The organism is Rhizobium sp. YTUHZ044 (assembly GCF_051123975.1).
Taxonomy (GTDB): Bacteria; Pseudomonadota; Alphaproteobacteria; order Rhizobiales; family Rhizobiaceae; genus Rhizobium.
In genome coordinates this window covers 3,840,792-3,859,469 of the sequence record NZ_CP101426.1, presented here as the reverse complement: position 1 = coordinate 3,859,469, position 18,678 = coordinate 3,840,792, and the positions used below count along the sequence as shown (strand labels likewise).

The following is an 18,678-nucleotide window of genomic DNA, read 5'->3' as shown; positions in this document are numbered from 1 at the left end:
GGTGGGGCTGATCGTCTATTATTCCAGCCGATCCGGGAACACCCATCGTTTCGTCGAGAAGTTGGGATTGCGCGCGACGCGCATTCCCGTCGGCGCTGAAGACATCCACATTCGCGAACCCTATGTGCTGATCTCGCCCACCTATTGTGGGGACGGCGGCCCAGGGATCGTCAAGGGCGCCGTGCCCAAGCAGGTGATCCGTTTCCTCAAAGAGGCGGAAAACCGCTCCAACATCCGCGGCGTGATTGCCGCGGGCAACAGCAATTTTGGCGAGACCTACGGGCTTGCCGGCGACGTCATCTCGAAGAAGTGCCAGGTGCCGTACCTCTACCGGTTCGAGCTCCTGGGAACAGCCGAGGATGTCGCCAATGTCAAAGACGGGATGGGACGATTTTGGACACGGGAACAAATCTGACGCGGGATACAGGCGCAAAACCACTTAAAGCGGCCGAAACACTCGACTATCACGCACTGAACGCGATGCTGAACCTCTATGACGATGAGGGCAGGATCCAGCTCGACAAGGACCGCATGGCGGCCAAGCAGTATTTCCTGCAGCATGTGAACCAGAACACCGTGTTCTTTCACAATCTCCGGGAAAAGCTCGATTACCTCGTGACCGAGGGCTATTACGAGCGGGAGGTTCTCGACCAGTATTCCTTCAATTTCGTCCGCGGCCTCTTCGATCAGGCCTATGCGCGGAAATTCCGCTTCCCGACCTTCCTCGGCGCTTTCAAATATTACACCAGCTATACGCTGAAGACCTTCGACGGAAAGCGCTATCTCGAGCGCTATGAGGACCGCATCTGCATGGTGGCGCTGACCTTGGCGCGGGGCGATGAGGCGCTTGCCCGTGACATGGTCGACGAGATCATTTCCGGGCGTTTCCAGCCGGCGACGCCGACTTTCTTGAATGCCGGCAAGAAGCAGCGCGGCGAACTCGTTTCCTGCTTCCTGCTGCGGGTCGAGGACAATATGGAATCGATCGGCCGGTCGATCAATTCGGCACTGCAGCTATCGAAGCGCGGCGGCGGCGTGGCGCTGTCGCTGACGAATATCCGCGAGGCCGGCGCGCCGATCAAGCAGATCGAGAAACAGTCCTCCGGCATCATCCCGGTGATGAAGCTCTTGGAAGATAGCTTCTCCTACGCCAACCAGCTCGGCGCGCGCCAAGGCGCGGGCGCGGTCTATCTCAACGCGCATCATCCCGACATCATGCGTTTCCTCGACACCAAGCGCGAAAATGCCGATGAGAAGATCCGCATTAAGACGCTGTCGCTCGGCGTCGTCGTGCCTGATATCACCTTCGAGCTCGCCAGGAACAATGAGGACATGTACCTGTTCTCACCCTATGACGTGGAGCGGGTCTACGGCGTACCCTTCACCGAGATCTCGGTGACGGAAAAGTACCGGGAGATGGTGGCGGACGCCCGTATCTCGAAGAAGAAGATCAAGGCGCGGGAATTCTTCCAGGTGATCGCCGAAATCCAGTTCGAGAGCGGTTACCCCTACCTCATGTTCGAGGACACGGTGAACCGGGCGAACCCGATCGCCGGCCGCATCTCCATGAGCAATCTCTGCTCGGAGATCCTGCAGGTGAGTGAGGCGAGCGAATATAATGGCGACCTCTCCTATAAGGATCTCGGCAAGGACATTTCCTGCAATCTCGGCTCGCTGAACATTGCAGCGGCGATGGATTCGGCCGATTTCGGTAAGACGATCGAGACCTCGATCCGGGCGCTGACGGCGGTGTCGGACATGAGCCATATCGCCTCGGTTCCCTCGATCGAGAAAGGCAATGACGAGAGCCATGCGATTGGCCTCGGCCAGATGAACCTGCACGGCTATCTCGCCCGCGAACGCATCTTTTACGGCTCCGAGGAAGGCGTCGATTTCACCAACATCTATTTCTATACGGTGACCTACCACGCGATCCGCGCCTCGAACCTGCTTGCGGTCGAACGCGGCACCAGCTTCAAGGGCTTCGAGAATTCGAAATATGCCTCGGGCGAATATTTCAACAAATATACGGAGCAGGAATGGAAGCCGGCGACCGGAAAGGTGCAGGCGCTGTTCGACAAATCAGGCATCCCCGTTCCGACGAGGGAAGACTGGCTTGCGCTGAAGAAGGCGGTGATGGCCTCCGGCCTCTATAACCAGAACCTGCAGGCGGTGCCGCCGACGGGATCGATCTCCTATATCAACCACTCGACCTCCTCGATCCATCCGATCGTCTCGAAGATCGAGATCCGCAAGGAAGGCAAGATCGGCCGCGTCTATTATCCGGCGCCGTTCATGACCAGCGACAATCTCGACTTTTACCAGGACGCCTATGAGATCGGGCCGGAGAAGATCATCGATACCTACGCGGCGGCGACCCAGCACGTCGATCAGGGCCTGTCGCTGACCCTGTTCTTCCGCGACACGGCGACGACGCGCGATATCAACAAGGCGCAGATTTACGCCTGGAAGAAGGGCATCAAGACAATCTACTACATCCGCCTTCGCCAGATGGCGCTGTCGGGCACCGAGGTGCAGGGGTGTGTGTCTTGTACGCTGTGATTTGATTTCGGCCGCGAGCCTTTGCGCGAGTGGCCCCTCATCCGCCTGCCGGCACTTTCTCCCCGATGGGGAGAAGACATCTGCGGCAGGCGCGACATCCCCTTTCCCCTCGGAGAGAGGGTAGGGTGAGGCGGCTGCGAACGCCAACAATCTATTGGAAAGACATCATCATCATGAACATAGCCGTAAAGCCGATCAGCCGCGTCCGCGCCATCAACTGGAACCGCATCGAGGACGACAAGGATCTCGAAGTCTGGAATCGCCTCACCGGCAATTTCTGGCTGCCGGAGAAGGTGCCGCTGTCGAACGATATCCCCTCCTGGGCAACCCTGACTGCGGCCGAGCAGCAGCTCACGATCCGGGTCTTCACCGGATTGACGCTGCTCGACACGATCCAGAACGGCGTCGGCGCCGTCAAGCTGATGGAGGACGCGGCAACACCGCACGAGGAGGCAGTGCTCTCCAATATCTCCTTCATGGAGGCGGTGCATGCACGCTCCTATTCCTCGATCTTCTCGACGCTCTGCCTGACGCCAGATGTCGACGATGCCTATCGCTGGTCGGAAGAGAATGAATTCCTGCAGCGGAAATCGGCGCTGATCATGGAGCAATATGCCTCCGGCGATCCCTTGAAGAAGAAGGTCGCGAGCGTCTTCCTCGAGAGCTTCCTGTTCTATTCCGGCTTCTATCTGCCGATGTACTGGTCGAGCCGGGCAAAGCTCACCAATACGGCCGATATGATCCGGCTGATCATTCGGGACGAGGCGGTGCACGGCTATTATATCGGCTACAAGTTTCAGCGCGGACTGGAGCTGTTGTCCGAAGAGCGCCGGCAGGAGATCAAGGATTTCGCTTTCGACCTCTTGCTCGAACTCTACGACAACGAGGCGAGATATACCGAGGCGCTCTATGACGGCGTCGGGCTCAGCGAAGACGTCAAGAAGTTCCTGCATTACAACGCCAACAAGGCGTTGATGAACCTCGGCTACGAGGCGCTGTTCCCGACTGAGGCCTGCAAGGTCAATCCGGCGATCCTGTCGGCGCTGTCGCCGAATGCCGACGAGAACCACGACTTCTTCTCCGGCTCCGGGTCCTCCTATGTCATCGGCAAGGCAGTGGCTACCGAAGATGAAGACTGGGATTTCTGAGACTTAATTGCAGTCTCCCCTTATCTTTTGCTTCGCCATCGACCACATTCACGGAAACTGAATTCGGTATTCGTCGGTGATGCGGCGTAGTGGGGTTTCGATGTCCTCTTTTTTGAACAATGCCGGGGCTGTTGTTGAAACGGACGAAGGCACCTGGCCGATCCGCAGGAGGCGGATCCTCGACTGGCTGGTGAACGAGACGCGCGGCGAGCGCTTTATCGACAACATCCTGGTGGCAATGTGCGAGAAGCTGTTGGCGGCCGGAGTGCCTGTGGCGCGCGCGACGCTGCATTTCAGGACGAACCATCCACAATGGATAGGCGCCCGCATCCTCTGGAAGGAGGGCATGGCGGAGGCGAAGATCAACACATTCGCCTATGGTGTCGAAAACACGCCGGAGTTCCTGAAGAGCCCCGTCAACGCGATCCATCAGGGGGCAGAGGAGGTGCGCAGGCAGCTGGAAGGCAAGGCCGACGCCGACGAGGATCCGTTCTTTCAGGAGATGCGTAACGACGGCCTTACGGAGTACATCGCCTGGCCGATCGAGCACACTTTCGGCAAACGCCACGTCGCGACATTTTCTACGTCTCGGCCTGGCGGTTTTACGAGCGAGCATACCGATTTCCTGCGCGATCTCCTGCCGGCGCTAACGCTCGTCAGCGAGATCAGGCTGAAGAACATCATGGCGCGGACGCTGCTGCAGACCTATGTGGGGCCGCATGCGAGCGAGCATATCCTGTCGGGTGTCACGACCCGCGGCAGCGGCGCGACCGTCGGCGCGGCCATCATGATCTGCGATCTGCGCGACTTCACGGCGATCTCGGATCTCTGGCCGCGCGACGACGTGATCCATCTGCTGAACGACTATTTCGACGCCATGTCGGACCCGATCGAACGGCATGGCGGGGAAATCCTGAAATTCATGGGAGACGGGCTGCTGGCGATCTTCCCATTGGCCAAGGAAACGGCCTGTCTCGATCTGCTGCAGGCGATCCGCGAGGGGCAGGCGTCGATGGCCGAGCTGAACGAGGAGCACCGCCGCACGGGACGCGAACCGCTGCGTTACGGCGTCGGTGTGCATGTCGGTGACGTCATGTACGGCAATATCGGGTCGCGCCGACGGCTGGATTTCACCGTCATCGGCCCGGCGGTCAATGTCGCCTCGCGGCTGGAAAGCCTGACCAAGGAGGTCAGGCGTCCGGTGCTCTTGTCGCGCGCCTTCGTCGAAATGGCGGGTTGCGCGAAAGACATGGACAGTCTCGGCACCTTCCCGCTGCGCGGGCTCGGAGAGCCTGTCGATGTCTTCGCTTTTCCGGCACGCTAGAGCATGTCGCGCAAAAGTGCGCAGCGATTTTGCGAAGCCGAATTGCGTAAGAACGAAGACCCTAAAGCGTGGAGCGAATCGAAAGAGCGCGACACCCTTTAGGCGGGCTTAGACGCCTCGTTTGTTTCCCCAAAGCAGCACGTGCAACTGCGGCAGGACGCGCGGCGCAAACCATCGGTCGACCGTCACCTTCTCGACAAGCCAATGCATGCGATCCATCACGCCGTCGACATCGATGCGCGCGTCGTCGTCTTCGGGCGGCGGCGGTGTATGGTTGCCCGGTTGAAGGTACAGGGGAATACAAGGGTAGCGCTGACCCACCTCTCGCGCGAATGCGTAGTCGACATCATCAAAGATGACGACTTTCAGCGCGATCTCCGGCCCGCCGGCGGACAGCCGTAGACAGTCGTCGATATCACCCCAATCGGTTTGCATCCCGCTCGACGGCGGCTTGGGGCTCAACACCAGAACATCGAGATCGCCAAACCAGTTCCGCGCCACACTTCCCTGCGTTTCCAGCGCGAAGCGATATCCCTGGGAATGACCGAGTTCGATCAGCGCCCCCAGGGGCTGGATAGCGGGATTGCCCCCGGAAAGGGAAACCGTCAATGGTCTGCTTCCGGAAAGTCTGGTGACCTCCTGCCAGATCGCCTCGACGGACATCGGCATCCATTGATCTCGGAACGCGCTGTCGACCGCGTGAAGGCTATCGCACCAGGAGCAGCGATAGTCGCAGCCGCCCGTCCTGACGAACACCGTCGGCAGCCCGATCAATGCGCCTTCGCCCTGTATGGTCGGGCCGAAGATCTCGCTGATGCGGATGGTCTCCGCGCTCATGGTCTGTACTCCGCCCAGGTCTTGGGCGTCTCGCTGACACGGACGGACGAAGTTTCGGGGAAGCGCTGCTTGCACCAGTCGTAGAAATGCCTGGCCAGGAACTCGGAGGTGACTTTCGAATGACCGAACACGTCATTCAGATGGCGATGATCGAGAGCCTCGTCGATATAGCGCTTGAGCGGTGAGAGGTCGTGATAGTCGCGAACGAAGCCGTCGTCATTGAGGGTTTCGGCAGAGAGCTCGACGACCACGATATAGTTGTGGCCGTGAAGCCGGGCGCATTGATGATCGCCCGGCAGATGGTCCAGCTGATGCGAGGCAGAGAGATGAAATTCCTTGGTGATGCGGTACATCAACGCACCTCCGTCGTGGCATATTGCGACACCGCCGCTTTCCAAAAGTCGCTGTCCTCATATTCCGTGGGATCGGCGACACCGGCAAGATGGAAGGCTTCGCGGCGTTCGACGCAGGTTCCGCAACGCCCGCAATGGAAATTGCCGCCCTTGTAGCAGGACCAGGTTTCCGCGAAGGGCGTGCCATGTTTTGCGCCATCGCCCACGATCGCCGCTTTGGAAGCCTCGACATAGGGTGCGAGCAGCTTGACGCTGGCATAACCGTCGAGCGCCTCGTTCTGCATGCGCTGGAAAGCATCGATGAAGCCCGGACGGCAGTCTGGGTAGATGAAGTGGTCGCCGCCATGCACGGCGACGGCAACGGCATCCGCTTTCTGTGCGGCCGCCAAGCCGAAGGCGATCGCCAGCATGATGGCGTTGCGGTTCGGCACCACAGTGGCCTTCATGGTTTCCTCGGCGTAGTGGCCGTCCGGAACATCGACATTGTCGGTCAGGGCCGATCCGCTGAGATGGCCGCCGAGGGCGGCGATGTCGATGATATGATGGGGAACGGCAAGCCGCGCCGCGCATTTGGCGGCGAAGTCGAGTTCCTTGCGATGCCGCTGGCCATAGTCGAAGGAGACGAGGCCGATAAGCTGTTCTTCCGCCGCCATTCTGTGGGCAAGCGAAACAGAGTCGAGTCCGCCGGAGCAGACAACGATGGTTTTCATATTTTGGATCCCTTGTTTTGACCGGGTGGGCTGCGACCGGATTACGTGGTGCTTCTAAGTCAAATCACGCGCCATGAAAACAGTTTTAATATGACCGCCCTTCGATCGGAAAGTTGATCTGCGGCGGCAGCAGGAGGTGCAAATCCTCGGCGTCGGGATTATTGATGCGCTGCAGCAGCATGCGGCCGAGATCCTCTCCTGCCGCCGTCAAATCCTCGTGGATCGTGTCGACCTTCGGGTGCAACTGGGTGAGAAGGCGGGATGTCTCCTTGGCGACGATGTCGTAGTCGCCGGCGAGTGTGCGGCCGGCATCGTTCATGCCGCTGATGACCGCAAGCGCCGAAACTTCGCCGGGACAGACGAAGCCATCGGAAGCCCCCGGGGCGGCGGCGCGGTTGCGGATGAAGTCGCGAAGCACATCCGCCGGCGTGTCGAGATCGACTGTCTCGGGGATATCATAGGCGACGCCCGCCTGGCGCACCGCCGTCATGAAGCCGTGCAGGATATGTTGGCAGAAGGTCAGCCGTTTCGGCGGCAGGATCACCGCCACCTTGGTGCGGCCCTTGGCGATCAGCCGGCGCGTCGCTTCATAGGCAAAGGTGAAATTGTCGTAGTCGACATAGGGATGCGGTGTCGAAAATTCGGTGCGGCCGTGACAGATGAAGGGAAAGCCGGCTTCGAGCAGCAGGCGGACGCGGGCATCGAGCGGCTCGGTCCGCGTGAAGATCAGCCCGTCGGCAAGGTGGTTGCGGATGATGTATTCGGCGGCTTCGGCGTTGGTCGTCGACAAGAAGTTTGGGGCGACGACAAGATGGTAGGGCGTTTCTTTCAGCGCCTTGGCGATGCCGTACATGATCGAGGTGGTGAAACCGACCACCTCCTCGTGGGGATCGAGCAGGATGGCGACGACATTGGTGCGGCCCGTCTTGAGACGCTGCGCCGCCCGATCCGGAAGATAACCGATCTCGCGGGCGATGCGGTGCACGCGTTGGCGGGTCTCGAGCGAAATCTGCGGCGCATCGGAAAGTGCTCGTGACACCGTCGTCACCGCCAGACCGGCGATGGTGGCGATCGTCCGCAAGGTCGGCTTGCCGCGCTTGCGGGCGAGATCGAGATTTTCACCGCGATGCGGCCGGGACGGTTCGGTCACTCTGGGCTTTCCATGCTGGAATTGCCGATACAATAACACGATGACTCAGGTGCGCAATCTGGCAATGAAAACGATTTAAATTTTAACGCCTCATTATCCTTTTGGACTATTTGAATGTAATTCAACAGGTTATTGCAATAGCCATATTTTTCTCGGGAGTCGAGAAAGGGCTTGACGACCAAGAGCTTATAACGTTTTAAATTGTTAACCGCGCGGAGGAGCGCGGCTTCATGCCGACTGCTGCAATGGCGGGACGCATCTGGTGGCGGGGAGGGTCCTGCCGCCAATTTCAAACGGGAGGAAATTCATGCGCAAGTTCATGAGCTCGGCGGCGATTGCTGTCGTGATGGTTGCTGGTTTGGGTGTGGCCCATGCTGCCGACGTGAAGGAAGTGCAGATGCTGCACTGGTGGACGTCGGGGGGCGAGGCAGCGGCTTTGAACGTCCTGAAGCAGGATCTATCGAAGGAAGGTTTTGCCTGGAAGGACGTCCCGGTTGCCGGCGGCGGTGGTGATGCGGCGATGACGGCGCTGAAGGCGATGGTGGCGGCGGGCACCTATCCGACGGCCTCTCAGATGCTGGGGTACACCGTGCTCGATTATGCCCAGGCCGGCGTGATGGGTGACCTGACGGAGACGGCCAAGAAGGAAGGCTGGGACAAGTCGGTGCCGGCGGCATTGCAGAAGTTCTCCGTCTATGACGGCAAGTGGGTCGCAGCCCCGGTCAACGTCCATTCGGTCAACTGGCTGTGGATCAACAAGGCTGTCATGGACAAGATCGGCGGCACCCAGCCGAAGAGCTTCGACGACCTGATCGCGCTGCTCGACAAGGCCAAGGCTGCCGGTGTCATCCCGTTGGCGCTCGGCGGCCAGAACTGGCAGGAGGCGACGATGTTCGATTCCATCGTGCTGTCGACCGGTGGGCCGGAGTTCTACAAGAAGGCCTTCAACGACCTCGACGAGGCGTCGCTGAAGTCGGACACGATGAAGAAGTCCTTCGACAACCTCGCCAAGATCGTCAAATATGTCGATCCGAACTTCTCCGGCCGCGACTGGAACCTGGCGACCGCGATGGTCATCAAGGGTGACGCGCTGGTGCAGGTGATGGGCGACTGGGCCAAGGGCGAATTCGTCGCCGCCAAGAAGACGCCGGATAAAGACTTCCTCTGCTACCGCTTCCCCGGCACCGAAGGCAGCGTGATCTACAACTCCGACATGTTCGGCATGTTCAACGTTCCCGACGACCGCAAGGCGGCGCAGGTGGCATTGGCGACGGCGACGCTGTCGAAGAGCTTCCAGTCGGCCTTCAATGTCGTCAAGGGTTCGGTTCCGGCCCGCACCGACGTTCCCGACACCGACTTCGACGCCTGCGGCAAGAAGGGCATCGCCGATCTGAAGGCCGCCAACGAGGGCGGCACGCTGTTCGGTTCGCTCGCCCAGGGCTATGGCGCGCCTCCGGCAATCGCCAATGCCTATAAGGACGTCGTCTCGAAGTTCGTCCACGGCCAGATCAAGAGCTCGGACGAAGCCGTGACCCAGCTCGTCCAGGCGATCGACGACGCCCGCTGAGGCCGCCGCCGATGAACACGCTTCCCCGCGTCGTCGCGGGGAAGCTGCAGCCCCTGACGGATATGCGGGGCGATCATGCGGGGAGGGGCATGCGGGCCAGCCCCCCATGACGACATACAGGGAGGAGATGACATTCCATGAGCACAGTTGCGACCACCGATCCGGTTCTGACGCCGCGGCAAGCGACGCGGGTCTCACTCAGGGGCCGGCTGCAGGATGCGCTGCCGAAGATCGTGCTGGCGCCGAGCTTTGTCATCACGCTGATCTTCGTCTACGGCTTCATCGTCTGGACGGCCTATCTCTCCTTCACCAATTCCAAGACCTTCCCCTCCTATGCGTTGACCGGCGCGCGCGCTTATCAGCGGCTGTGGCGCTGGACCTTCGAGAGCGACCCGCCATCCTCCTGGTACACTTCGATCACCAACATGGCGATCTTCGGCTTCCTCTATGTCGGCATCTGTCTGGCACTTGGCCTGCTGCTGGCGATCCTGCTCGACCAGAAGATCCGCGGCGAGGGGCTGCTCAGGCCGATCTTCCTCTATCCGATGGCGCTTTCCTTCATCGTCACCGGGGTGGCCTGGAAGTGGTTCCTCGATCCCGGCCTCGGGCTGGAGCAGACGCTGCACCACTTCGGCTGGACGAGCTTCCACTTCGACTGGATCAAGAACAAGGACTTCGTCATCTACACCGTCGTCATCGCCGGTGTCTGGCAGGCGTCGGGCTTCGTCATGGCGATGTTCCTCGCGGGTCTTCGCGGCATCGACGGCGAGATCATGAAGGCGGCGCAGATCGACGGGGCGTCGCCCTTCCAGCTTTATCGGCGCATCGTCATTCCGCTGTTGCGGCCGATCTTCCTGTCGGCCTTCATCGTGCTCGCCCATATGGCGATCAAGTCCTACGACCTGGTGGTGGCGCTGACCTCGGGCGGGCCGGGCGGCTCGGCCTGGCTGCCGTCGAACTTCATGTATGAATATACCTTCAAGCGCAACGAGATGGCCGTCGGCTCGGCCAGCGCCATCATCATGCTGATGACAATCTCGGCGATCATCGTTCCCTATCTCTATTCCGAACTGAAGGAGAAGGCCCGATGAGCAGCCTCACCTCTTCGATCGGCACGTCGTCATCGGCTGCGGCGGGCGCAGGAGCGGAGCGCGGCAACAGCGCCCGCTGGATCGGCCGCCTCGTCATCTACGGCCTGCTGGTGATCTTCGCCGTCCTCTACCTGATGCCGCTCTTCGTCATGCTGACGACCTCGTTCAAGACGATGGACGAGATCCAGAACGGCAACATGCTGGCGCTGCCGCAGGCGCCGACCTTCGATCCCTGGGTGAAGGCCTGGGGCGAGGCCTGCGTCGGGCTGACCTGCGCCGGCATCAAGGGCTACTTCTGGAACTCGATCAAGATGGTGGTGCCGGCGGTGGCGATCTCCACCTTCATGGGCGCGCTGAACGGTTATGTCCTGACCAAGTGGCGCTTCCCCGGCCATACGCTGGTGTTCGGGCTGATGCTGTTTGCCTGCTTCATTCCGTTCCAGTCGGTGCTCTTGCCGATGGCGACCATCCTCGGCTCGCTCGGTCGCTTCGGGGTGACGCTGCAGAACGCCACCGGCTTTAACTTCGGCTTCGGCAATTCGACGGTCAATCTGGTCTTCGTCCATGTCGTCTACGGCCTCGGCTTCACGACGCTGTTCTTTCGCAATTTCTACGAGGCCTTCCCGACCGAGCTGGTGCGGGCCGCCCAGGTCGATGGCGCCAGTTTCTTCCAGATCTTCCGCCGCATCATGCTGCCGAACTCGCTGCCGATCATCGTCGTCACCGTCATCTACCAGTTCACCAATATCTGGAACGACTTCCTGTTTGCCTCGGCCTATGCCGGCACCGGTGACTCCATGCCGATGACGGTGGCGCTCAACAATGTCGTCAACACCTCGACCGGGGTGGTCGAATACAATGTCAACATGGCGGCGGCGATGATCGCCGCCGTGCCGACGCTCATCGTCTATATCCTCGCCGGCCGCTACTTCGTGCGTGGCCTGATGGCGGGCGCAGTCAAAGGGTAACCCATGGCTTTCCTGGAAATCTCCGGCCTCAGAAAGCGCTTCGGCGCTGTCGACATCCTCAAGGGCATCGATCTCGAACTCGAAAAGGGCGGCTTCCTGGTGCTGGTCGGCCCGTCCGGCTGCGGCAAGTCGACCCTGCTCAACACCATCGCCGGGCTGGAGACGATCACCGCGGGCGAGATCCGGATCGACGGGCGCGCCGTCAACGGCCTGCATCCTTCCAAGCGCGACATCGCCATGGTGTTCCAGTCCTATGCGCTTTATCCGAACATGACGGTGGCGGGCAACATCGCCTTCGGCATGGAGATGCGCGGCGTGCCGCCGGAAGAGCGCAAGCAGGCGATCGACAAGGTCGCCAAGGTGCTGCAGATCGGCCATCTGCTCGACCGCAAGCCGAGCCAGCTGTCGGGCGGCCAGCGCCAGCGCGTCGCCATGGGCCGGGCGCTGGTGCGCGATCCCAAGCTCTTCCTGTTCGACGAACCGCTCTCCAACCTCGACGCCAAGCTGCGCGTCGACATGCGCATCGAGATCAAGCGACTGCATCAGGCGACCGGCAAGACCATCGTCTACGTCACCCACGACCAGATCGAGGCAATGACGCTCGCCACCCGCATCGCCGTGATGAAGGACGGCATCGTCCAGCAGTTCGGCACGCCGGCCGAGATCTACAACAATCCCGCCAACATGTTCGTCGCCGACTTCATGGGTTCACCGGCGATGAACCTGGTCAAGGCCTCGGTCGAAAACGGCGCCGGTGGGCTCGCCGTCTCGCTCGAGCGGCCGAACGCCGCTCCGCTCAGGCTGCCGGTCACGACAACTGCAAACGGTCTTTCCTCCTATGCCGGCCGGCAGGTGATCTTCGGCATCCGCCCCGAGGCGCTGACCGACCCCGACGGCGCCGACCGCAATGCCCGCTCGCTCACCGAAGGCGACTGCCTGATCGAGGTCGTCGAACCCGCCGGCTCCGACACCTTCGCCGTCACCAAGCTCGGCGGCAAGGAAGTGGTCGCCCGACTGCGCGCCGATGCCGGCATCGCACCCGGCCAGCACACACGCCTCGCCTTCAATCTCGACAAGGCTGTCTTCTTCGACCCGGAAACACAGGCGCGGATTCCGTAAGGCGGAGCGCCGCGTGTCCGATAAGACGTGGCAAGAGCGCTCCAACACCTTCAGTTCGGCTTATGCGTCAGGCGACGGCTGTCACGCTGAGGGTCACCGGCGCGAAACGTGAGGAGACAGCCTCGACGGTAATGTCTCCCACCAGCCCGGTCGCCTCCAGCCAGAAGCCTGATGTGCCGCCCTGCAGCGGCACATTGGTCGGGCCAACGATCTTTGCCGGGCCATGCACCTTCAGCGAAATGCAGTCGTTCATGAACGGCAGGCGCTGACCGCACTGGTCGAGGGCGCGGATGATGACGCGGGTGCTGTCGCGTTCGCGGGCTTTCAGCGTCTGGCTGTCGGCAACGATCTCAAGCGTCGTCGGTAAAGGATCGGCAGCCAGCGTCAGGCTCGCCACCGGCTGGCCGCCGATATAACCGGTAAAGGTGCCGTCGATCCATTCGAGCCCCCAGGTGCCGAGCTCATCGGCAGTGAAGTGCCGGTGGTCGAGCACGACGGGCGGATGCGGCAGGTGCGGGTAGTTCTCGCGATCCGGACCGATGCGCTTGGAAAGCGCGCCATATTGCAGTTCCACCTCGTCGCAATTGGTCAGGATGATCAGCGGCAGCACGCCGCCGATATTGCGCTCGCCGCGCGCCCAGAAGGTCACCGGCTTCATGACGATTTCCTCGGAAGGGTCGCACTGGCTGATATAGGCATAGGCCGCGAACTTGGGCTCACGGAACATGTCCATGACGCCGTGATAGCAGATGCGGTCGCCGGAGCCGAAATCCTTGTGGGTGTTGTAATCGAACATGCACCAGCCAATGGCGCCCGAGATATCCGGATCGCCATAGGCGGCGTTCAGCACCTCGAGATGACGGCGCACATGCTCGGCCTGGCGCTGTTCCTGATCATAAATCTTCGTCGGGTGCATGTGACCGTTGAACTCGGTGATGAGGTACGGCACCTTGCGGGATAACCCGGTATTTTCCTGCTGGCCGCGCAGCACGGTGCGCGGACGGTTGGCGCCCGGCAATTCCTCATTGCCGAGGATGAAGTCGTTCATCGTGTAGACGTCCTCGAGCAATTCGCTCTCGGTGATATAACGCACGCCGCCGGTCTGGCGGGTGCTGTCGAGTTCACGGGCCAAGCGGTTGGTCTCAACGTAGAAGTCGTGGCTATCCTGCGACTCGTTGATGCGCACGCCCCAGATGATGATCGAGGGATGGTTCCAGTCGCGCTCGATCATGCGGCGGACATTCTCGATCGATTCCTTCTGCCAGTCGGCATCGCCGATATGCTGCCAGCCGGGGATTTCCTCGAAGACCAGCAGGCCGATCGCATCACAACGATCGAGAAACCATTTCGACTGCGGATAATGCGAGGTGCGGACGATATTGCACTTCAGCACTCTCTTCATGATGTCGGCGTCGCGCTCCTGGGCGGACCGGCCGGCGGCATAACCGACATAAGGGAAGGCCTGGTGGCGGTTGAGGCCGCGCAGTTTCAACGGCTTGCCGTTCAACAGGAAACCTTCCGGGGTGAATTCGGCGGTGCGGAAGCCGAACCGGGTGGAGAGGCGGTCGGAGCCGTGCTCGGTCCTGACTTCGACCGTGACCTCATAGAGCGTCGGATTGGTGATGTCCCAGAGTGCTATGCCGGTGAGACCGCCGAAGGAAAGCGTCGTGCGGTCGCCGATCGTTTCAGTCGCTGCAGTGGCGATCACCGTGCCGTCGGCCTGCTTCAGCGTAGCCGTGACGGTCGCCGAGAAGCTGCGGCGCTCGGGATTGGCGATGTCGACGCGGACCGTCGCCGATTTCTGAGGGGCGAGAACGTCTGATGTTTCGACCTTGAGGTTGCGGATCGAGACTGGGTCGGTGACCTTCAACCAGACATCGCGGTAGATGCCGGCATAGGTCAGGTAATCGATGCGACCGCCGAAAGGTGGGATGGCGGGATTTTCACTGCCGTCGATCTTGACGGTCACCAGGTTTTCGCCCTTCACCAGCTTGCCGGTGAGGCGGGCTTCGAAGGGGGTGTAGCCGTCTTTGTGAGCGATAATCTGCTCGCCGTTGAGATAGACGACACTGTCCGCCATGGCGGCGTCAAAGATCAGCGAAACCTCGCGATCCTCGAATTCCGGCAGCCAACGGAGCACCTTCTGATAGGTGAAGGCGCGCTGATAGTCCTTCTCATCGAAATAGTTGAAGGGTAGTTCGACGGCGGTGTGGGGCAGGCTGACCGGCTTGGCCGCATCGAAGTTTTCGAGCAGGCGCTGGCCGAAGCCCTCGTGGAAACTCCAGCCCTCGTTGAAGGAAACGACGGAACGCATCTCAGGCTCTCCCGGTCGTGGCACCAGGAGCCGTGCGGCTCCCCTTGGCGCGTGAAAATCGGATCATCGGGTAGTCCTCCTTGATGCATCGAGGCGCGAGCGCTCCAGCGCGTCGCATCAAATCTGATTCATGTGATGCGCTTTAGCTTTTTTCGTACAGGTCGTCATCCGGAACCGCTGCCGCCCCTTGCAGATGACGCGCCGGCGGCAACGCCGCCCCGCCGCCAGCGGCGATATCGTCAGGCATGCCTGTCGCACGCACGCCGTCGTGCTTCCATAAGTTACGGATATTGTGCCCCGTTCGTCTTGGTATAGATCGAATAGACCGAACGGGTCGCGGTGATGAAGAGCCGGTTCTTCTTAGGGCCGCCAAAGGTGAGATTGGACACCGTCTGCGGCACTTTGACCTTACCGAGCAGCGTTCCATCGGGTGAGAAGCAATGCACACCATCACCCGCGCTCGTCCAGAGATTGCCGCCGACATCGAAACGAAAGCCGTCGGGATGGCCGGCATCGAGGCTGCAGAAATAGCGGCTGTTGGCAAGCTTTCTGCCGTCGACGACATCGAAGACCCGGATATGGCATGGCACTTCATGTTTGCCCGAGCCCGAATCGGCAATGTAGAGTTTCGTTTCATCGGGCGAGAAGGCAAGGCCGTTCGGCTGGATGAAATCCTCCACGACCGCCTCTGTCGCGCCGCTTGCGGGGTCGATGCGGTAGACGTTGCGGGTCGGCTGCTCAGGTTCAGCCTTATGACCCTCATAGTCCGAGAGAATGCCGTAGGTCGGATCGGTGAACCAGATCCCGCCGTCTGAGTGGACGACGACGTCGTTCGGCGAGTTCAATCTCCTACCTTTGTGGCTGTCGGCGAGGACGGTGATGCTGCCGTCCATTTCCGTGCGGGTGACTCGGCGGCCGCCATGTTCGCAGGAGATGAGCCGGCCCTGCCGGTCACGGGTATTGCCGTTGACGTAATTGGAAGGCGAGCGGAAGACGGAGACCGTGCCATCCGGCGTCCAGCGCATCATGCGTTCGTTCGGGATATCGCTCCAGAGCAGGCAGTTCAGGTCGGAGAACCAGACCGGGCCCTCCGTCCAGCGGCAGCCGGAATAAAGCTCCTCGAGCGCGGCGCTGCCGATGACCATGGCAGCGAAGCGCTCATCGCGAATGTCGTAAAGCGGATTGTCGGCCACGCCAGTTCCTCCCTGAATGCGGTCGTCCTTCTGGTAGCGATAAATCCTGCGAGGTGCCAGAGCCCGGCAATGGGAAATGTCAGGCTTGGGTCTTCTCAGAGGGCGGCGACCGGATGCGGCGAGCCGTCGTAGGCACCCCAGATCGATTGGTCGAAACAGATGACGGAGCCGGTCATCAGGCCGGATTCCGCCGATGACAGGTAGGCGCAGGCGCGCGCCACCTCGTGCGGATCGACGAGCCGGCCGAAGGGCTGGTTCGCCGCCGCCTTCTCCAGCCAGTCGGAAGGTGCATCGTGATATTCGCGCTGGATGCGGTCCTCGCCTTCGGAGGCCATCCAGCCGATGTTGAGGCCGTTGACGCGAATGCGGTTGCGCAGCAGCGCATAGGCGGTGTTCTTCGTCAGCGTTTCCAGCGCGCCCTTCGAGGCGCAATAGGCGGCGATAAAGGGCTGGCCGGCTTTAGCCGACATCGAGCCGATATTGACGATCGTGCCTTCTATCTTTTCGCGGCGCATGACCTTTACCGCCTCCTGCATCAAGAAAAACGGCGCCCGTACATTGACGGCGAACATGGCATCGAACAGTTCGGGGCTGGTGTCGAGAATGGTGCCGCGATCGGTGATGGCGGCGGCATTGACCAGGGCGTCGACACGACCAAAGGTCTGGTCGCAGACCTGCACCACATTTCGGACGTCCTCGACCTTGCCGAGATCAGCTTTGACGTAGACGGCTCTGGCGGCGGTCGCAGCCGAAATCTCCGCGGCCTTCGCCTTGCCCTTGGCTTCATTGCGGCCGCAGATGACGATGCCTGCCGCGCCGCGTTCGGCGAAGAGACGGGCGATGGTTGCGCCCAGGCCCTGCGTACCACCGGTGACGATGGCGATCTTGCCGTCGAAGCGGCCGTGATCCGTGCTCATGTGGTTCCTCCCTTTTCATGTGCGAATGGCCTCCCGCGCGTGCGGGAGGCTCGCATGTCGGTGCCGTGTGGCCCTCTCAGCAGCCTGCCGGCACCTTCTGCTCGGTGGGGAGAAGAGACAGGTGGCGGCGCCTCGATTCTCCCTTCTCCCGTCGAGAGAAGGTGCCCGTAGGGCGGATGAGGGGGGTCGATTTCCAAAGTCAACTCAATTTCCTTCGCGCCTGTTCGGCAAGTGCTGTCGCAAAAACTTCGTCGCTCCAGCCTTCCCTGAGTGCCTCGTGCATCAGCTGTGCCTGCGTCTTCGGCGCCAGCCCGCCGAGCGGCGGGTCGCGATCGAGATTGGTGGGGAAGGAATAACCCTCGGCGCAGGCGGCGACGGCGTTGGCGATTTCTTTGGGCGAGAGCCGGTCTTGCAACGCCTTCAGGGCGGGAAAGAGTCTGGCGCTCATTCTCTCGCGGTTGACCGTTTCCATGGCACGGCCGAAGGCGGAGGAGATCTGCAGGAGGTTGGCGACACGCTTGATGTCGGCCGAGCGGTTGGTACCGGCGGCGTGGAAGAGGGCGGGGTTGAAGAAGACGACGTCGCCCTTTTCGAGCGGCAGTTGGACGTGGTTGGCCTTGAAATAATCCCGGAATTCCTGGCGCTTCAGCGCCAGAAAACCCGGCACATAGGTCTGGCTGTGCGGCAGGAAGAGTGTCGGACCGCTTTCGAGCGGCATGTCGCAATGGGCAACCGCGCCTTGCAGCGTCAGAACCGGCGAGAGACGATGAACATGCGCCGGAAATTGCTCGATGACCGCAGACGACTGGAAACCGAGATGGTAGTCGCGGTGGGCCGACTGCGCCGCGCCGCCTGGATTGACGCGATTGACCTGCGCTGTCATCTGATAGCTCGGGCCGAGCCAGGCTTCGCTTGCGAGCGCGATGATGGCATTGCCGTAATATTCGGTGAAATTATCCGGATCGGCGAGGCAGTGTTTTTCCAGCGAATTCCAGATGCGGTCGTTGGCGCCGGGCTTGGCGAAGTGATCGCCGCCTCCAGTCGAGGTGCGGTGCTGTTCCTCGATGATTGCGTCGAAGAGCGCGCTGGCACGGTCGATGATGCCGGTGTCTTCGTAAGCGCGCTTGAACACGACCACACCCGGCCCTTCGCCGAAGGCGTCGCAGATTTCCGCCAGCACGGCGCGCCGGCCTTCCGGCGTATCGGCCGCTGCCGCCACCTTGCGGCTGTCATAGATCAGGATGTTTTTTTCGACCGCCGAAGCTGTTGGATATTCGGCAAGGACGGTCGGTTTTTCCGCAAGCCGTCGAAAGTCGTGGAGATTGCAGGCGTCTTCGCTGAGCCAGACGCGGTCGGCGCGCAGTTTCTGCAGGTCATCGGTTTTCAATAGCGGCTCCTCCCTGGTTCCGATGGAGGCACTATACG

At 61.1% G+C, this 18,678-nt stretch carries 16 protein-coding genes; 8 read left to right on the top strand and 8 right to left on the bottom strand.

Annotated features, from left to right (window positions below):
- Window position 1 precedes the first annotated feature (1 nt).
- The 4 genes from nrdI (at window position 2) to NL154_RS18910 (ending at window position 5,034) form a co-directional block, all read left to right on the top strand.
- Window positions 2–415, top strand: a complete 414-nt coding sequence (gene nrdI, locus NL154_RS18925) for a class Ib ribonucleoside-diphosphate reductase assembly flavoprotein NrdI (protein ID WP_210629718.1) — start codon at window positions 2–4, stop codon at window positions 413–415.
- Entirely contained in the window at window positions 394–2,562 is a 2,169-nt protein-coding gene (nrdE, locus tag NL154_RS18920; protein ID WP_434733193.1) for a class 1b ribonucleoside-diphosphate reductase subunit alpha, read from the top strand. The genes nrdI and nrdE overlap by 22 nt, the downstream gene beginning before the upstream one ends.
- A 173-nt stretch (window positions 2,563–2,735) precedes the next feature.
- Window positions 2,736–3,710 (top strand): class 1b ribonucleoside-diphosphate reductase subunit beta, encoded by a 975-nt coding sequence (gene nrdF, locus NL154_RS18915; protein ID WP_210629720.1) that lies wholly within the window; start codon window positions 2,736–2,738, stop codon window positions 3,708–3,710.
- A gap of 100 nt (window positions 3,711–3,810) precedes the next feature.
- On the top strand, window positions 3,811–5,034 hold the full coding sequence (locus NL154_RS18910) for an adenylate/guanylate cyclase domain-containing protein (RefSeq protein WP_221156773.1): 1,224 nt from the start codon (window positions 3,811–3,813) through the stop codon (window positions 5,032–5,034).
- 108 nt (window positions 5,035–5,142) lie between these two features.
- On the opposite strand, the gene queE is transcribed toward NL154_RS18910, so the two are convergent.
- The 4 genes from queE to NL154_RS18890 all read right to left on the bottom strand — a co-directional run bounded on the left by queE (window position 5,143) and on the right by NL154_RS18890 (window position 8,084).
- Complete coding sequence (gene queE, locus NL154_RS18905) at window positions 5,143–5,871, bottom strand: 7-carboxy-7-deazaguanine synthase QueE (RefSeq protein ID WP_434733192.1); 729 nt, start codon at window positions 5,869–5,871, stop codon at window positions 5,143–5,145.
- On the bottom strand, window positions 5,868–6,224 hold the full coding sequence (gene queD / locus NL154_RS18900; protein WP_210629723.1) for a 6-carboxytetrahydropterin synthase QueD: 357 nt from the start codon (window positions 6,222–6,224) through the stop codon (window positions 5,868–5,870). The genes queE and queD overlap by 4 nt, the downstream gene beginning before the upstream one ends.
- Complete coding sequence (gene queC, locus NL154_RS18895) at window positions 6,224–6,934, bottom strand: 7-cyano-7-deazaguanine synthase QueC (protein WP_221147807.1); 711 nt, start codon at window positions 6,932–6,934, stop codon at window positions 6,224–6,226. Before queC ends, queD begins: the two co-directional genes overlap by 1 nt.
- Window positions 6,935–7,019: 85 nt before the next feature.
- A complete protein-coding gene (locus NL154_RS18890; RefSeq protein ID WP_210629725.1) occupies window positions 7,020–8,084 on the bottom strand; it encodes a LacI family transcriptional regulator in 1,065 nt (354 codons plus the stop codon).
- A gap of 307 nt (window positions 8,085–8,391) precedes the next feature.
- Here NL154_RS18890 and NL154_RS18885 point away from each other — a divergent pair, with 307 nt between their 5' ends.
- The 4 genes from NL154_RS18885 to NL154_RS18870 all read left to right on the top strand — a co-directional run bounded on the left by NL154_RS18885 (window position 8,392) and on the right by NL154_RS18870 (window position 12,829).
- Window positions 8,392–9,651 carry an ABC transporter substrate-binding protein gene (locus NL154_RS18885; protein WP_210629726.1) on the top strand — a complete coding sequence of 420 codons (1,260 nt, stop codon included), beginning with the start codon at window positions 8,392–8,394 and terminating at the stop codon, window positions 9,649–9,651.
- A gap of 137 nt (window positions 9,652–9,788) precedes the next feature.
- Entirely contained in the window at window positions 9,789–10,742 is a 954-nt protein-coding gene (locus NL154_RS18880) for a carbohydrate ABC transporter permease (protein WP_210628221.1), read from the top strand.
- Window positions 10,739–11,710, top strand: coding sequence for a carbohydrate ABC transporter permease (locus tag NL154_RS18875; protein WP_434733191.1), 972 nt, complete (start codon window positions 10,739–10,741; stop codon window positions 11,708–11,710). The genes NL154_RS18880 and NL154_RS18875 overlap by 4 nt, the downstream gene beginning before the upstream one ends.
- 3 nt (window positions 11,711–11,713) lie before the next feature.
- Complete coding sequence (locus NL154_RS18870; protein WP_434733190.1) at window positions 11,714–12,829, top strand: ABC transporter ATP-binding protein; 1,116 nt, start codon at window positions 11,714–11,716, stop codon at window positions 12,827–12,829.
- A gap of 67 nt (window positions 12,830–12,896) precedes the next feature.
- Here NL154_RS18870 and NL154_RS18865 read toward each other — a convergent pair whose 3' ends face one another.
- From NL154_RS18865 to NL154_RS18850, 4 genes are all read right to left on the bottom strand, one after another.
- A complete protein-coding gene (locus NL154_RS18865) occupies window positions 12,897–15,143 on the bottom strand; it encodes a glycoside hydrolase family 2 TIM barrel-domain containing protein (protein ID WP_434733189.1) in 2,247 nt (748 codons plus the stop codon).
- 281 nt (window positions 15,144–15,424) lie between these two features.
- Entirely contained in the window at window positions 15,425–16,336 is a 912-nt protein-coding gene (locus NL154_RS18860; protein ID WP_434733188.1) for an SMP-30/gluconolactonase/LRE family protein, read from the bottom strand.
- A gap of 95 nt (window positions 16,337–16,431) precedes the next feature.
- Window positions 16,432–17,253 (bottom strand): SDR family oxidoreductase, encoded by an 822-nt coding sequence (locus NL154_RS18855; RefSeq protein ID WP_221146336.1) that lies wholly within the window; start codon window positions 17,251–17,253, stop codon window positions 16,432–16,434.
- 199 nt (window positions 17,254–17,452) lie between these two features.
- The gene (locus NL154_RS18850; RefSeq protein ID WP_430961721.1) at window positions 17,453–18,640 is read right to left on the bottom strand and encodes a phytanoyl-CoA dioxygenase family protein; all 1,188 of its coding nucleotides are present in this window, start codon (window positions 18,638–18,640) and stop codon (window positions 17,453–17,455) included.
- Window positions 18,641–18,678: the final 38 nt, after the last annotated feature.

Coding starts and splice junctions, on each gene's coding strand:
- NL154_RS18855 (WP_221146336.1), bottom strand. CDS start 17,253: ATGAGCACGGATCACGGCCGCTTCGACGGCAAGATCGCCATCGTCACC.
- NL154_RS18910 (WP_221156773.1), top strand. CDS start 3,811: ATGTCCTCTTTTTTGAACAATGCCGGGGCTGTTGTTGAAACGGACGAA.
- NL154_RS18885 (WP_210629726.1), top strand. CDS start 8,392: ATGCGCAAGTTCATGAGCTCGGCGGCGATTGCTGTCGTGATGGTTGCT.
- queE (WP_434733192.1), bottom strand. CDS start 5,871: ATGAGCGCGGAGACCATCCGCATCAGCGAGATCTTCGGCCCGACCATA.
- NL154_RS18880 (WP_210628221.1), top strand. CDS start 9,789: ATGAGCACAGTTGCGACCACCGATCCGGTTCTGACGCCGCGGCAAGCG.
- queC (WP_221147807.1), bottom strand. CDS start 6,934: ATGAAAACCATCGTTGTCTGCTCCGGCGGACTCGACTCTGTTTCGCTT.
- NL154_RS18875 (WP_434733191.1), top strand. CDS start 10,739: ATGAGCAGCCTCACCTCTTCGATCGGCACGTCGTCATCGGCTGCGGCG.
- NL154_RS18865 (WP_434733189.1), bottom strand. CDS start 15,143: ATGCGTTCCGTCGTTTCCTTCAACGAGGGCTGGAGTTTCCACGAGGGC.
- queD (WP_210629723.1), bottom strand. CDS start 6,224: ATGTACCGCATCACCAAGGAATTTCATCTCTCTGCCTCGCATCAGCTG.
- NL154_RS18870 (WP_434733190.1), top strand. CDS start 11,714: ATGGCTTTCCTGGAAATCTCCGGCCTCAGAAAGCGCTTCGGCGCTGTC.
- nrdF (WP_210629720.1), top strand. CDS start 2,736: ATGAACATAGCCGTAAAGCCGATCAGCCGCGTCCGCGCCATCAACTGG.